Annotated in this window: 11 protein-coding genes; 2 read left to right on the top strand and 9 right to left on the bottom strand. The window is 29.5% G+C overall.

Annotated features, from left to right (window positions below):
- Nucleotides 1-3: 3 nt before the first annotated feature.
- The 5 genes from ACKTTQ_RS09635 to lon all read right to left on the bottom strand — a co-directional run bounded on the left by ACKTTQ_RS09635 (nucleotide 4) and on the right by lon (nucleotide 5,259).
- The gene (locus ACKTTQ_RS09635) at nucleotides 4-591 is read right to left on the bottom strand and encodes a porin family protein (RefSeq protein ID WP_408049074.1); all 588 of its coding nucleotides are present in this window, start codon (nucleotides 589-591) and stop codon (nucleotides 4-6) included.
- A gap of 123 nt (nucleotides 592-714) precedes the next feature.
- Entirely contained in the window at nucleotides 715-1,224 is a 510-nt protein-coding gene (locus ACKTTQ_RS09630) for a hypothetical protein (protein ID WP_093871336.1), read from the bottom strand.
- Nucleotides 1,225-1,403: 179 nt separating this feature from the next.
- Nucleotides 1,404-1,886, bottom strand: a complete 483-nt coding sequence (locus ACKTTQ_RS09625) for an outer membrane beta-barrel protein (protein ID WP_408049073.1) — start codon at nucleotides 1,884-1,886, stop codon at nucleotides 1,404-1,406.
- A 172-nt stretch (nucleotides 1,887-2,058) separates the two neighbouring features.
- The gene (locus tag ACKTTQ_RS09620) at nucleotides 2,059-2,556 is read right to left on the bottom strand and encodes a hypothetical protein (protein ID WP_408049072.1); all 498 of its coding nucleotides are present in this window, start codon (nucleotides 2,554-2,556) and stop codon (nucleotides 2,059-2,061) included.
- 231 nt (nucleotides 2,557-2,787) lie between these two features.
- Nucleotides 2,788-5,259 (bottom strand): endopeptidase La, encoded by a 2,472-nt coding sequence (gene lon, locus ACKTTQ_RS09615; protein ID WP_093871339.1) that lies wholly within the window; start codon nucleotides 5,257-5,259, stop codon nucleotides 2,788-2,790.
- A gap of 222 nt (nucleotides 5,260-5,481) precedes the next feature.
- Between lon and ACKTTQ_RS09610 the strand changes: the two genes are divergently transcribed.
- A complete protein-coding gene (locus ACKTTQ_RS09610; protein ID WP_113787253.1) occupies nucleotides 5,482-6,162 on the top strand; it encodes a tetratricopeptide repeat protein in 681 nt (226 codons plus the stop codon).
- Nucleotides 6,163-6,187: 25 nt separating this feature from the next.
- On the opposite strand, the gene ACKTTQ_RS09605 is transcribed toward ACKTTQ_RS09610, so the two are convergent.
- The 4 genes from ACKTTQ_RS09605 to pheT all read right to left on the bottom strand — a co-directional run bounded on the left by ACKTTQ_RS09605 (nucleotide 6,188) and on the right by pheT (nucleotide 12,017).
- The gene (locus tag ACKTTQ_RS09605) at nucleotides 6,188-6,802 is read right to left on the bottom strand and encodes a LysE family translocator (protein ID WP_113787257.1); all 615 of its coding nucleotides are present in this window, start codon (nucleotides 6,800-6,802) and stop codon (nucleotides 6,188-6,190) included.
- A gap of 43 nt (nucleotides 6,803-6,845) precedes the next feature.
- The gene (mqo, locus tag ACKTTQ_RS09600; RefSeq protein WP_408049071.1) at nucleotides 6,846-8,321 is read right to left on the bottom strand and encodes a malate dehydrogenase (quinone); all 1,476 of its coding nucleotides are present in this window, start codon (nucleotides 8,319-8,321) and stop codon (nucleotides 6,846-6,848) included.
- 141 nt (nucleotides 8,322-8,462) lie between these two features.
- The gene (locus ACKTTQ_RS09595; protein ID WP_093871343.1) at nucleotides 8,463-9,497 is read right to left on the bottom strand and encodes a quinone-dependent dihydroorotate dehydrogenase; all 1,035 of its coding nucleotides are present in this window, start codon (nucleotides 9,495-9,497) and stop codon (nucleotides 8,463-8,465) included.
- Between the two features lie 93 nt (nucleotides 9,498-9,590).
- Nucleotides 9,591-12,017: a phenylalanine--tRNA ligase subunit beta gene (gene pheT, locus ACKTTQ_RS09590; RefSeq protein ID WP_299134219.1), complete on the bottom strand. Its 2,427-nt coding sequence runs from the start codon at nucleotides 12,015-12,017 to the stop codon at nucleotides 9,591-9,593.
- 170 nt (nucleotides 12,018-12,187) lie between these two features.
- Between pheT and ACKTTQ_RS09585 the strand changes: the two genes are divergently transcribed.
- Nucleotides 12,188-14,752 carry an endonuclease gene (locus ACKTTQ_RS09585; RefSeq protein WP_408049070.1) on the top strand — a complete coding sequence of 855 codons (2,565 nt, stop codon included), beginning with the start codon at nucleotides 12,188-12,190 and terminating at the stop codon, nucleotides 14,750-14,752.
- Nucleotides 14,753-14,780: the final 28 nt, after the last annotated feature.

Raw genomic sequence — 14,780 nt, 5'->3', positions numbered from 1 at the left:
TACTTAGAAATTATACCCTACAGAAACTTGAAAAACTCCGTTTTTAATATCTGTACCATTTTCTTTCGCTAAATTAGATAGCCCTAAATTATAACGAACTCCAAAATTTAGACCATTATTTAATTTATATCCCAAACCAAAGTTTAAACCAAAGTCCATATCCTCAGCGTTTTCTTTAAAATCTTGAGTATTCGAAACACTAGCGGCTTCAGCTTTAGTTTTAGCTGATAATAAAAATCCTAATTGAGGTCCTGCTTCAATACTAAAGTTGTCAATTACATAATATTTAGCCATAACAGGAAGGTATAAGTAATCTACTTTTGTAGTAAATTCAAAATTTACTCCTCCTTGCTCTCTTTCATACTTCATACCTTGTGCAGAGTATAATAATTCTGGTTGAATAGAGAATTTATCAGTTATTTTGAACTCAACAACTCCACCAACATGAAAAGAAGTTCTTACACTTGAGTTATCTGGAATATCTCCTGTTAAGTTAGCAAAGTTCACTCCTGCCTTTACACCAAAATCAATATCTTGTGCTTTAGCTGTAAAACCTAAAGCAACCATAGCAATTACTAATAATTTTTTCATAATTTAAAATTCTTGTTTTTTTTATATTTTTAAGATTGATAATTTACTTTTGAATATAAAACAAAATAAAAAAGGGAACTATTAAAAATAGTTCCCTTTTTTGTACTTGTTCTGTTTATACTACTATAAAGAAAAAGAGTAAGTTCCTCCAATTCCGAATGTAGCAGCAGTAGAAGTTACATCAATAGATAATGGTCCAATTCCAACAGTTTGGCTTACGCTAGCTGCAGAATAATCAAGGTGTAACGTAATTTTGTCAGTTACTTTGTAACCTACAAGAGCACGGTAATAAAACCCTCCATCATTAGCATCAGGTCTGATCCCAATACCGTAACCTAAATCAGCACCAATAGTAACTTTTTCAGCTACAGCGTAACGTGCAGCAGCAGATAATGGTAAAAAAGCGAAATCAGCTCCTTCTCCATTAAAGTGGATGTAAGATACAGATGGTCCTACTTGAAACTTATCAGAAACATTAAATAAATAGTTTGCTTCAATAGCTCCTGTAACATCAAATGCATCACTTGCATCTCCTACTGGTAAACCAATAGTTCCACCAACATTAAGTTGTCCTTCTTGTGCGTTAACAGCTAATCCAAAAGCCATCATTGCTACTAATAATAATTTTTTCATAATTTTTTAATTATATGTTTGAAAGGACAAATGTAGTCCTATACTTTAAATAATACCTACTTTTTTTTGTGTTTTTTTGTTAAAAATTAAGATAAAACCCATCTATATTTTAACCATTATTTAACATACTAATAGGTAGGGCTGTTAGCTCTACGCTCAATATGTACTAATAGTATATTTTACAAAGCAAACATTACACCCAATCCAAAATTAGACATAGTTGCTCCATCATTTGTAATACCTGAATATGTTGCTTGTACCATTAATTTTTGTGAAACATTATATCCTATCATTGGTCTGTAATAAAAACCTCCTTGATTTCCAGTATTCATACCTACAGCATATCCTAAATCACCACCAAAAGTAAACTTATCAGAAGGACTAAACCTTGCTGCTGCAGATACTGGCAAAAATTGAAAATCTCCAATACCAACATTACCAATTGTTTTTCCAAAATAATTTACAAATGATACTGAAGGACCTACTTTAAATTGATCTGAAACATTGAAAAGATAATTTGCTTCTGCACTAAGAGCAAAAGAAGTAGCATTACTAGCATCTCCAGTTGGAATTCCAACGTTAGCTCCAATATTAAACTGTCCATCTTGTGCATTAACTGCTAAACCAAATGCCATCATAGCAACTACTAATAATTTTTTCATAATTTAAGTTTTTATGTTTTAAGTTATTTCGTTCTTTCTAATCAAAAGAGATGCCAAAATAATTAAATCAAAAAAAAAGAGTAAAACCAAATGATAATCAATTACTTAAAATTCATATACAAAAAAAGGAGAGTAAAACTACTCTCCTTATATATATCAATAAAGTTTAATTTTAGAAATATAAAGCAAAACCTATTAAACCTTGGAAAGCCCCTTTTTGACCATCCTCTAATCCAATATTATATCTTACAGCAGGTTTAACACTTACATTTTCACCTAGAAACCAAGCATAACCAGCTTGTAATCCTAACCAGTTAACACTATTTCCTGTATACGATGTACCTGTAAAATCTACTTCAACAGGAATTTGACCATTAATGTAATATTCTGCTCCCACTTTATAACTAAAAGCATCAGAGAAACCATTATCTCCATAACCTAATCCTGCTTTAACAGCTAAGTTATCCATTACAAAATAACCTCCATCTAACCCAACATTCCAAACAGTATTACCATTAACAGATGTTAAAGAAAATGCTGTACTACCTGTAGTAGCTGCTCCAGTATTAGCCTCTATTACAAATTTACCCTTTGACGTTTGATTTGTAGTTTCTTGTGCGTTAACAGCTAAACCAAATGCCATCATAGCAACTAATAATAATTTTTTCATAATTCTAAATCTTTTATAATTTTTAAAGTTGGCAAAAGTAACATTTTTTTTAAAATTTTAACATGATTTTAATAATAAATAAACTTATTCTTTCAAACATCACAACATGTTTCTAATAATCAAAATATTATAAATCAAAAAACAGTTAAAAAGGGATCCTTTTAACTGTTTTTTATAAAGAATTACAAATTCTATTCGTGTAAAAAATTATCTATAATTGATTAAAATATTTTACTTTTCTTTTTTAGTTACTAATTTTCTTGCATTTTTTACCTTTTGCTTAGTTAATGCAATATCAATTACCTCACTCATTTCAGTTACAAAATGAAACTTCAATCCTTTTAAATAGCTTTGCTTAATTTCTTCAATATCCTTTTTATTTTCTTTACATAAAATTATTTCTTTAATATTAGCTCTTTTAGCTGCTAATATTTTTTCTTTAATTCCTCCAACTGGTAATACTTTTCCTCTTAATGTTATTTCTCCAGTCATAGCTAATTTGTTTTTAACTTTACGTTGAGTAAATACAGATACTAAAGATGTTAACATAGTAATACCAGCACTTGGCCCATCTTTAGGAGTTGCTCCTTCAGGTACATGAATATGTACATCGTAATTATCTATAACTTCAGGCTCAATTCCAAACTCTTCAACATTTGCCTTAATATATTTCATGGCAATAGTAGAAGATTCTTTCATCACTGTTCCTAAATTACCTGTGATTGATAGATTTCCTTTTCCTTTAGAAAGTATCGATTCGATAAATAAGATATCACCTCCTACGCTTGTCCAAGCTAAGCCTGTAACAACACCAGCTGTATCATTATTCTCATACTTATCTCTTTCTAAACGTGCTGCTCCTAAAATAGTTTCTATATCTTCAGTTGTTAAAGCAATATTATACGCTTCTTCCATAGCTATAGATTTCGCGGCATAACGAACAACTTTTGCTACTTGCTTTTCTAATCCACGAACTCCAGATTCTCTTGTATATCCTTCTACAATTTTTTCAATTTGAGCTTTTCCTAATTTTAAATGCTCATTATTTAATCCATGTTCTTTTAATTGTTTAGGTAATAAATATTTTTTAGCAATTTCTATTTTTTCTTCAATAGTATACCCTGTTACATTTATAATTTCCATACGGTCACGTAATGCCCATGGAATTTGTCCTAAATTATTTGCTGTAGCAATAAATAACACTTTAGAAAGATCATAACCTACTTCTAAATAATTATCATAAAACTCAGTATTTTGCTCAGGGTCTAATACTTCTAACATTGCTGAAGAAGGGTCACCTTGATGACTTTGACTTAATTTATCAATTTCATCTAATACAAATACAGGATTAGAAGTCCCTGATTTTTTAATATTTTGAATTAAACGCCCTGGCATAGCTCCAATATACGTTTTTCTATGTCCTCTAATTTCTGCTTCATCTCTTAAACCTCCTAAAGACATACGTACATATTTACGTCCTAAGGCTTCAGCTACAGATTTACCTAATGATGTTTTACCTACTCCTGGAGGTCCGTATAAACAAATAATTGGCGATTTCATATCACCTCGTAACTTTAACACAGCTAAATGTTCAATAATACGTTCTTTAACTTTTTCTAGTCCAAAATGATCTCTATCTAATATTTTTTGAGCCTTTTTTAAATCAAATTTATCTTTAGAATATTCTCCCCAAGGTAATTCTAACATTAACTCTAAATAGTTACGTTGTACACCATACTCAGCCATTTGAGGATTCATTCTCTTCAAACGATTCAATTCCTTTTCAAAGGTTTCTGCTACTTCTTTTCCCCATTTTTTAGATTTAGATTTAATTCTCATTTCATCTAACTCTTGATCATTTGAAACACCACCTAATTCATCTTGAATAGTTTTTAGTTGCTGATGTAAATAATATTCACGCTGTTGTTTATCTAAATCAGATCTAGTTTTAGATTGAATATCATTACGTAACTGTAATCGCTGAAGTTCTTTGTTTAAATTCTTTAATGTTAAAAGGGCACGTTCTTTTAAATTATCTTTTTCAAGTAAAACTTGTTTTTGGGCAATACTTAATTCCATATTAGATGAAATAAAGTTTACTAAAAACGAATTAGATTGAATATTTTTAATTGCAAAAGAAGCTTCAGAAGGTAACATTGGATTCTCTTTTATTACCTCAAGAGCTAACTCTTTTATAGAATCAATTATAGCATTAAATTCTTTTTTATCATCTATTTCTCTTTCATCAATAGCTTCTTTAACATTAGCTTTTAAATAAGGCTCTTGTTGAGTTACTTCAGTAATTTCAAAACGTTTCTTTCCTTGAATAATAACTGTTGTATTACCGTCAGGCATTTTTAACACTCTTAAAATTTGAGCAACTACACCAGTTTTATGTATATCATCAACTGTTGGGTCTTCTACTTCACCATTCTTTTGAGCAACAACTCCTACAACTTTATCTCCTTTATTCGCGTCTTTTATAAGTTGAATTGATTTATCTCTACCTGCCGTAATTGGAATTACAACTCCTGGAAATAATACTGTATTTCTTAAAGGTAATATAGGTAGTTCATTAGGAACATCTTCATTATTCATATTTTCCTCATCTTCTGGAGTTAATAAAGGAATCAACTCAGAATTTTCGTTAAATACGTCTTGAAGCGACAAATTGTCTAAATGTATAATTTTTGATTTACTCATAATTTTTTATCTGTCATGTTGGCATTTTGTTTATTTACAAAACAATTATAAAACGCCATTTTAAAAATATAAAACTCTTAAAAACAAGCAATTAGCGCAATTAACTTTTTTTAAGACACTTATATAGGTCAATTCTTATGCCAAGAGCTCCCCTACAAAACTTAATTATTTTGTAACTATTTTTGTAATATCACGTCAAATAGCTACACAAACAACTTAACTATGAAGGCTTCATATTTTTTTATTCTTACAATTTTTATTTTTTCAACTTTTAGCTGTACCTCAAAAAAAAATTCCCCAGAATTCATTAAAAAAGCTACTGGACGTTACTATTTTAATGCTGACGAAGTTATTGAAGTTCACTTTACTGACGCTAAGTTACTTTTAAATTGGAGGAATCAAAATTTAAACCCCTTAAAATTAAATGATTCTACTTTTTATGTTAGAGAAATGAATGAAAAATTAATTTTTAACTCTGTAAAAAACAACATTGAATTAGCTACCAAAAGAGAACATAAAGGCAAAAAATATGTTTTTAACAAAATGAAAGAGGGAGAAAAAACGCCAAGTGAGTACTTAACCCAAAATAATTACGAAATGGCTTTAAACGGGTATTTAAACATCAAAAAAACTGACAGTTTAAATCCTGTAATAAAAGAAAGAAATTTAAATAGACTTGGATATAGATACATAAGAAACGATGACTTTGATAAAGCTATTAATGTTTTTAAAATAAACACCATTTTATACCCAAATAGCTCAAATACTTTTGATAGTTTAGGTGATGCATATGTTAGAGTGAAAGATACGATGAATGCTATTGATAATTATAAAAAAGCTTTAGCTATAAACCCTGAAAACAGAAGTTCAAAAAGAAATCTTAAAAAGTTAACTAAAAAATAAAACCCCTAATAAAAACGGTGTTTTTTTAAATTAATATCAGAGCAGCAATACCTATAAAAACAACAATCTGTGCCCATTTTAAATACACTCCTACTTTATCATTTTGTTTTAAATAACTAGATATTGAACCTGCCAAAATTGCTATTCCTGAAAAAATAATAAAAGAAGTAATAATAAACACTCCACCTAGTATATAAAACTGTAATACTGTTGACATTGATTTAGAAAACAAAAATTGTGGAAAAAAGGCTAAAAAGAAAATCGTTACTTTAGGATTTAATACATTCATCCAAAAGCCGGTTTTAAATAATTGGAAAGTTGTTTTTTGTTGTACGTTTTCAGTTGAAAATGCAATTTTAGCATCACTTTTATATACTTTAAAAGCTAAATATAATAAATAAGCCGCTCCGAAAAGTTTTATTATAAAAAATAGATTTTCATTTCTTTTAATTACTTCAGAAACCCCAAAAGCAACCAAAGTTGTATGAATAATACATCCTGTCATTAATCCAATTACAGTTGCTAAACCATATTTTTTTCCATTCACTATACTTTGAGTAAGAACAAAAATATTATCAGGACCTGGAGAAAAAGCAAGCGTTGCTGTTGCAAACACAAAAGATATTAGAATCTCAATCATTCTTTTTATTCTTATTTTTTTGGCTAATTTAAAAAGATTCTTTTTATAATTTTAATGTTTGCTTAACTTGTTTTAGTTGTTTTTTAAATTTATCTTCTGAAATTTCAGTATTATAAAAAGGCACCATTATTTCTAACATTATTTTTGCTTTTGAAGTAGTTAATATTTCGGGGAAAGCTTTTTCTAATACCGACAACATAATTGAAGTTGCTGTAGATGCTCCTGGTGATGCTCCTAGCAAACATGTTATACTTCCGTTTTTACTACTTATTACTTCTGTTCCAAACTGTAATTTTCCACCTTCATATTCGTCTTTTTTTATAATTTGAACACGTTGACCTGCTTTTACAATATCCCAATCTTCGCTTTTTGCTTTTTTTATAAACTTTCTTAATGATTCCATTCTATCTTCTTTATCCATCATTACTTGTTCTACCAAATATTTAGTTAAAGGTAAATTATGCCAAAAAGCCCCCAACATTGAAGGTATATTATCAAACTGGATGGATTTAAATAAATCTAAATTAGAACCTTTCTTTAAAAACTTAGGGCTAAACCCTGCAAAAGGACCAAACATCAATTGTTTTTCCCCATCTATGTAACGAGTATCTAAATGTGGGGTTGACATAGGTGGATCACCAATACCAGCTTTACTATACACTTTAGCTTCGTGCTGTTTTATAATTTCTTCATTATTACAAACTAGCCATTCACCACTTACAGGAAAACCTCCATATCCTTCTTTTTCATCAATTTCTACTTTTTGTAACAATAATAAACTCCCTCCCCCAGCTCCTATAAATACATGTTCAGCATCTATATTTTTTATTTTTCCAGTTTTAGTATTTTTTACTTCTACTGTCCAATCAATTTCTGGATCAGGATCAATATCTAAAACCTCATAATTACAATGTACTGGTGTATCATATTTTTCTTCTAATATTTTAAATATTTTTTTTGTCAACACTCCATAATTCACCTCGGTACCTCTATCTATCCTTGAAGCTGCCATTACTTCATTTCCCTCTCTATTTTTAATAATTAAAGGAAACCATTCCTTCATTTTTTCTGGATCTCTTGTAAACTCAATTGAATCAAACATATAATGTTCTTTAAACACTTTATATCGTTTTTCTAAATAATCACTATTCATTTTACCCAAAACCCAACTATGGTGCTTAACTGGTTTTACAAAGTTTTCAGGAACATCTATCAATTTTTCTTCAACTAAATAAGCCCAAAATTGTTTAGATATTTCATACTCTTTACAAATTTTGATTGCTTTTTCAATAGATATAGTTCCATCTTGATTTTCTGGGCAATAATTCAACTCACATAGAGCAGAATGACCTGTTCCTGCGTTATTCCATGCAGCAGAACTTTCTTGGGCTACATCATTTAATTTTTCTAAAATTAAGATTTTGATTTCAGGGTTTAATAATTTTGCTAATAATGCTAAATTAGCACTCATAATTCCGCCTCCAACACAAATTAAATCGTATTCTTTTTTTGAATTCATAAATGATGATTTACTTTTTAAAACATGAATATAGTATTATTAATTTTCTTTATAAAAACATTTGTGTTTCAATATTATTAAAATTAGAAACCCCATAGCTTAACACTATGGGGTTTTTAATAAGAAACTAAACTTTCTTTTTTAAGATTTTTTTAGAATAGCTTTATTTATTCGCTTAACTAAACTAGGACCTTCATAAATAAACCCAGTATATATTTGTACTAAATCTGCTCCTGCTTCAATTTTTTCTAAAGCATCTTTTTCAGAATGAATACCACCAACCCCAATAATTGGAAATGATTTATTTGATTTATCAGACAAATACTTAATTGTTTTTGTACTTTTATTTTTAACTGGTTGTCCACTAACTCCTCCATTACCAATTTCTTCCAATCTTTCTTTTGACGCTTTTAACCCTTCTCTATCTATAGATGTATTTGATGCTATTACTCCATCTATTTTAGTTTCATTAACCAAATCTACAATTTCATCTAGCTGATTATTATTTAAATCTGGCGCTATTTTTAATAGAATAGGTCTTTGTATTTTTTCTTTATTATTTAATTTTTGAACTTCAGAAATCAACTCTAACAAATACTCTTTGTCGTTTAACTTTGCATGACTTCCTACATTAGGGCAACTAACATTCAACACAAAATAGTTAACATAAGGATGTAACTCTTTAAAACAAGTTATATAATCTTCTGTATAATTCTCAGGAGCAGTATCAGTATTTTTACCAATGTTTCCACCGATAATTATTTTACCTTTATTCTTTTTTAATTGCTTAATTGCTGACTCTAAACCATCATTATTAAATCCCATTCGATTAATAATTCCTTGATCGTCTTTTAAACGAAATAATCTTTTTTTAGGATTCCCAACTTGTCCTTTTGGTGTAACAGTACCAATTTCAACAAAACCAAATCCAAAATCAGCTAATTCATTGTATAATACTGCATTTTTATCAAATCCTGCTGCTAAACCTACTGGGTTTTTAAATGTTAACCCAAATAAATTTCTTTCTAATTTTTTATCATTAACTTGATATAAACCTCTAAAAACTGAAGAGACTAATGGTATTTTTGATAAAAACCTTACTAATGAAAAAGTAAAGTGGTGTATCTTTTCTGGATCAAAAAGAAAAAAAACTGGACGAATAATTAATTTATACATTTATTTTTAATTTAACACACAACCAATTAGCATTAGCCTGCTGATTGTTTTTAATTAGGTAAAAAAAAACTCCAAATCAATGGAGTTTTTAAATTATCTTAATACAGCATCTAAATTCTTCTCGAATGTTTGCTGTAACTTCTGCATTATTTTATCAATTTGTTTATCTGCTAATGTTTTACTCTCATCTTGTAATAAAAAGCTAACTGCATATGATTTTTTACCTTCAGGTAATTTATCACCTTCATACACATCAAACAAATCTACTTCTTTTAATAGTTTCCTTTCTGATTGAAATGCTAAGTTATAAATTTCTTTAAACTCAATTTTATTATCTAATAATAATGCTAAATCACGCTTTACAGATGGAAATTTAGGTAAATCAGAAACTTTAAGCTTTTTATTACCAACTAACTTTAATACATTCTGCCAATTAAAATCAGCAAACAACACCTCTTGTTTAATAGAAAACTCTTTTAAAATAGTTCTTTTTACGACTCCAAGTTCTACTAATTTTATTTTCCCTACACTTAATACAATACCTTCTGAAAAAACATCAGTTTTTACGGGTGTAGTTTTTAAAGCGGTTACTCCTAATCTGGCTAATAAAGAGGTTACTATTCCTTTTAAATAAAAGAATTCAGATAACTGATTTGTTGTTTTCCAACTATCTTTTGTTCTATTTCCAGTTATAAATAAGGTTAAATGCTTATCTTCTTGGTAACCACTTTCATATTTATGATATGTTTTTCCGAATTCATAAAATTTTAAAGCATTTTGCTTTCTGTTTATATTATAAGCTACACTTTCTAAACCACTAAACAATAATGACTGACGCATTACTTTCAAATCATTACTCAAAGGATTTAACATCTCTACATTATTATCAGAGTTTAAATTCTCAGATAAAGAAACATAATCTTCCTTTGTTAAAGAGTTAGCCATAGTTTCATTAAACCCTAATGCTGTTAATTGATTAGCTGTGATATTTTCAATTTTAGTTTCTTTATCACTATCAAATGAAATTGAAGTATTTAACTTGTGTGAAAATTCAATATTATTATATCCATAAACTCTTAAAATTTCTTCAATAATATCAGCTTCACGTTGTACATCAACTCTGTAAGACGGAATAGTTAATCCTAAACCAGCCTCTGTTGAACTATTTATTTTAATATCTAAAGATGCTAAAATATTTTTTATTGATTCTTTAGGAATTTCTTGTCCTATTAACCTATAGGTATTTTCAAAAGATAAAAACACTTGAAAATCTTCAAGTTTTTCAGGGTAAAAATCTAAAACATCAGAAGATAATTTTCCTCCTGCATATTTCTCTATTAATAAAGCTGCTCTTTTTAAAGCATACTCTGTCATATTAATATCAATACCTCTTTCGAAACGAAAAGAAGCATCTGTGTTTAAAGCATGTCTTTTAGCTGTTTTACGAATAGAAACAGGGTTAAAATATGCGCTTTCTAAGAAAATACTAGTAGTATGCTCAGTAACACCAGATTTAATACCTCCAAATACTCCTCCAATACATAAAGGATTATTATCAATATCACAAATCATAATATCTTCAGAAGACAACTCTCTTTCAACTTCGTCTAAAGTTACAAACTTAGTTCCTTCTTCTAAATTTTTAACAACAACTTTATTCCCTTTAATTTTTGAAGTATCAAAAGCGTGTAATGGTTGTCCTAATTCATGTAAAACATAATTTGTAATATCTACTATATTGTTTTTAGGTGATAATCCAATTGCTTTTAATTTGTTTTTAATCCACTCAGGTGATTCTTTTACTTCTACATCAGTAATTGTAATACCACAATAACGAGGAACTAACTCTTTATTTTCAACTTCAATATCTATTTTTAAAGTACGCTCATCTACATGAAAATCTGAAACAGAAGGCGATATTAACTCTAAACTTGTTCCTTGTTGAATTAAACCAGCACGCAAGTCTCTTGCTACTCCATAATGACTCATGGCATCTGCTCGGTTTGGTGTTAAACCTATTTCAAAAACATAATCAGTTTCAATTTCAAAAACTTCAGCACAAGGAGTACCTACTTCTAAGTTTTCTGCTAAAACCATTATACCATCATGTCCTTTACCTAAACCTAATTCGTCTTCGGCACATATCATTCCATGACTCTCTTCTCCTCTTATTTTTCCTTTTTTAATCTTAAACCCTTCTCCATTATCATTATACAACATAGTTCCAATAGTAGCTACAGGAACTTTTTGTCCTACTGCCACATTTGGAGCACCACATACAATTTGAAGAGGTGCATCACCTCCTAAATCAACAGTTGTTACATTTAACTTATCGGCATTCGGATGCTTTTCACAAGTTAAAACCTTACCTACAACAACACCTTTTAAGCTTCCTTTAATACTTTCAACTATCTCTATTCCTTCAACTTCAAGGCCTAAATCTGTTAATAGTTCTCCCGTACTTTCAGCTTCTTTTTCTACTTGTAAAAATTGTCGTAACCAATTATATGATATCTTCATCTTTTAAATCTCGGATTTAGCCTGCAAATTTACATAAATTAAAACAAAAAACCATTCACTTAAACCTATGTTTATACTTGTCTCGTTATTAACCTTTTAATAACATTAGACAGCTTTCTTTTTCTTTACTTTGTGAGCATTTTTAAAAAATTTAACAAATAGATTTTCACATGAAAAAATTATTACCCTTCTACACACTGCTCTTAATGTCATTTGCAGTTTTCTCTCAAATTCCTTCTTATTATAATGATGTGAATTTGAACCAAACCGGAACATCTTTAAAAGATGCTTTGGCTACAAAAATTATTAGCACACACGCTACAAACTTAACTTACACCCCAGGTGTTTGGGATGCTTTAAAACAAACAGACCTTGATTTAACCAATAACTCTAAAGTTGTCTTAATTTATGGTTATAGTGATTCTGATGGTAATTATGTTACTGACAGAACTAGAAGTAAAGATGATAATGGTGGTAGTGCAGGATCTCAATGGAACAGAGAACATGTATATCCAAAATCATTAGGAAATCCAAACTTAGGTACTTCGGGGGCTGGTGCTGATGTTCATCATTTAAGACCAGCAGATATTTCTTTTAACTCACAAAGAAGTAGTAAGAAATTTGCTCAAGGTTCAGGTAACGCAGGAGATTCTTCTGGAGGATGGTATCCTGGAGATGAATGGAAAGGTGATGTTGCTCGTATGATGATGTATATGTATTTAAGATACGGTAGTCAATGTTTACCAAAAAATGTTGCTATAGGTACTGCTGCTGCTTCAGACGCAAACATGATTAGCTTATTATTACAATGGAATGCTGAAGACCCTGTTTCTAATTTTGAGAAGCAACGAAACCCAATTATTCAAAATTTACAAGGAAACAGGAATCCTTTTATTGATAACCCAGCCTTTGCAACTAAAATTTGGGGAGGTCCACAAGCAGAAGATTTATTTGGAAATGGAAACTCAAATGATACTCAAGCTCCTACAGCTCCTACAAATTTAACTACTTCAAACATTACTGAAACAACTGTAAACCTATCATGGAATGCAGCAACTGATAATACTGGAGTTACTGGCTATGATGTTTATAGAAACTCAAATAAATTAACTACAGTTACTTCAACAAATTATCAGGTAACTGGATTAAACGCTTCTACTAGTTATAACTTTTATATTAAAGCTAAAGATGCTGCTAACAATATATCAATAGCTAGTAATATTGTAAATATTACAACCACATCTACTCCTACTTCTGGAACTGCAACTGATTTATTAATTTCTGAATATGTTGAAGGTTCTTCTTATAATAAAGCAATTGAGCTTGCGAATTTTACAGGAAACACTATCAATTTAAGTAATTACACTCTTAAAAAAGCGTCTAATGGTGGTGGATGGACTAGTACTCTTACATTAAGTGGACAATTAACAAATGGTAAGACATATGTAATTGCCCATTCAAGCGCTTCTGCAACTGTAAAAAATAAAGCTCAAAAAACTGATACTAGTGTATTATCATTTAATGGTAACGACGCTGTTGGCTTGTTTAAAAATAATGTTTTAATTGATGTAATAGGTAATCCAACTAGTTCTTCAACATTTGCTAAGGATAAAACTTTACAAAGAAAATCATCTATCAAATCACCTAATTCAAACTATACAACTTCAGAATGGAACAGCCTTTCTAAAGACACATTCAATGGTTTGGGTTTGCATTCTATTGATGGAGGAACCCCTGCTGATACGCAAGCACCTACTACTCCATCAAACTTAACTGGTTCTACTATTACAAAAACATCTGTAAATTTATCTTGGAATGCTTCAACTGATAATACTGCTGTTACAGGATATGATGTATATAAAGGATCAACAAAAATAACTACAGTTACAACTACAAACTTCAATGTTACTGGCTTATCAGCTGCTACAAGTTATAACTTCTATGTAAGAGCTAAAGATGCCGCTAACAATGTTTCTTCTTCAAGCAACACCATTACAATTACAACTTTAGCAAATACTGTTACTTATTGTTCTTCAAAAGGAAATAATGCTAGTTATGAATATATTGACAACGTAGCCATTGGAGGTATTTCAAATGTTACAGGAAATAATAATGGGTATGCAGATTTTACAGCTCAAACTGGTAATCTTACCTATGGAAATAATACAATTATTGTAAGCGCTGGTTTTTCTAGTTCTTCATATACTGAATTCTGGAAAGTTTGGATTGATTTTAATCAAAATGGAACTTTTGAAACTAACGAAGAAGTTGTTAGTGGCTCATCTTCTAGTTCTGCAAACTTAACAAGTACTTTTTCTGTTCCTTCTTCAGCTATTGCTGGTAAAACTAGAATGAGAGTTTCTATGAAGTGGAATGCAGCACAATCTTCTTGTGAAACTTTCTCTTATGGAGAAGTAGAAGACTACTCTGTTAACATTGGAAGTTCTTCAGCTAGAAATGATAAAAACTTAACTACTAAAAATTACGCTAAATTAAGTAATGAAGCTCCTTTATTTAATGCTGACATTTACCCTAACCCTGCTTCTAATTCTATTTCTATTAAAATAAATGATTTTAGAAAAGCTAACTACAGAATATCAAATACTCTGGGTCAAATAATTAAAAAAGGACGTGTTTCTAATTCTATTAATGTTTCAGAACTTAACAAGGGAATTTATATCCTTGATATAAATGATGGAAATAAATCTATCATTAAAAAATTCATAAAAAAATAACAATTATAATTAAATAATTTTCAAGGGT

The sequence above is a fragment of the Tenacibaculum halocynthiae genome (genome assembly GCF_964512825.1).
Classification (GTDB): domain Bacteria; phylum Bacteroidota; class Bacteroidia; order Flavobacteriales; family Flavobacteriaceae; genus Polaribacter; species Polaribacter halocynthiae.
Note: the sequence above shows the minus strand (reverse complement) of the source record. Positions and strands in the feature narration are given on the sequence as shown.

Bases quoted from the DNA above. Each gene is read 5' to 3' on its own strand.
- ACKTTQ_RS09620 (WP_408049072.1), bottom strand. From the start codon at position 2,556: ATGAAAAAATTATTATTAGTTGCTATGATGGCATTTGGTTTAGCTGTT.
- ACKTTQ_RS09605 (WP_113787257.1), bottom strand. From the start codon at position 6,802: ATGATTGAGATTCTAATATCTTTTGTGTTTGCAACAGCAACGCTTGCT.
- ACKTTQ_RS09585 (WP_408049070.1), top strand. From the start codon at position 12,188: ATGAAAAAATTATTACCCTTCTACACACTGCTCTTAATGTCATTTGCA.
- ACKTTQ_RS09610 (WP_113787253.1), top strand. From the start codon at position 5,482: ATGAAGGCTTCATATTTTTTTATTCTTACAATTTTTATTTTTTCAACT.
- ACKTTQ_RS09595 (WP_093871343.1), bottom strand. From the start codon at position 9,497: ATGTATAAATTAATTATTCGTCCAGTTTTTTTTCTTTTTGATCCAGAA.
- mqo (WP_408049071.1), bottom strand. From the start codon at position 8,321: ATGAATTCAAAAAAAGAATACGATTTAATTTGTGTTGGAGGCGGAATT.
- ACKTTQ_RS09635 (WP_408049074.1), bottom strand. From the start codon at position 591: ATGAAAAAATTATTAGTAATTGCTATGGTTGCTTTAGGTTTTACAGCT.
- pheT (WP_299134219.1), bottom strand. From the start codon at position 12,017: ATGAAGATATCATATAATTGGTTACGACAATTTTTACAAGTAGAAAAA.
- ACKTTQ_RS09630 (WP_093871336.1), bottom strand. From the start codon at position 1,224: ATGAAAAAATTATTATTAGTAGCAATGATGGCTTTTGGATTAGCTGTT.
- lon (WP_093871339.1), bottom strand. From the start codon at position 5,259: ATGAGTAAATCAAAAATTATACATTTAGACAATTTGTCGCTTCAAGAC.
- ACKTTQ_RS09625 (WP_408049073.1), bottom strand. From the start codon at position 1,886: ATGAAAAAATTATTAGTAGTTGCTATGATGGCATTTGGTTTAGCAGTT.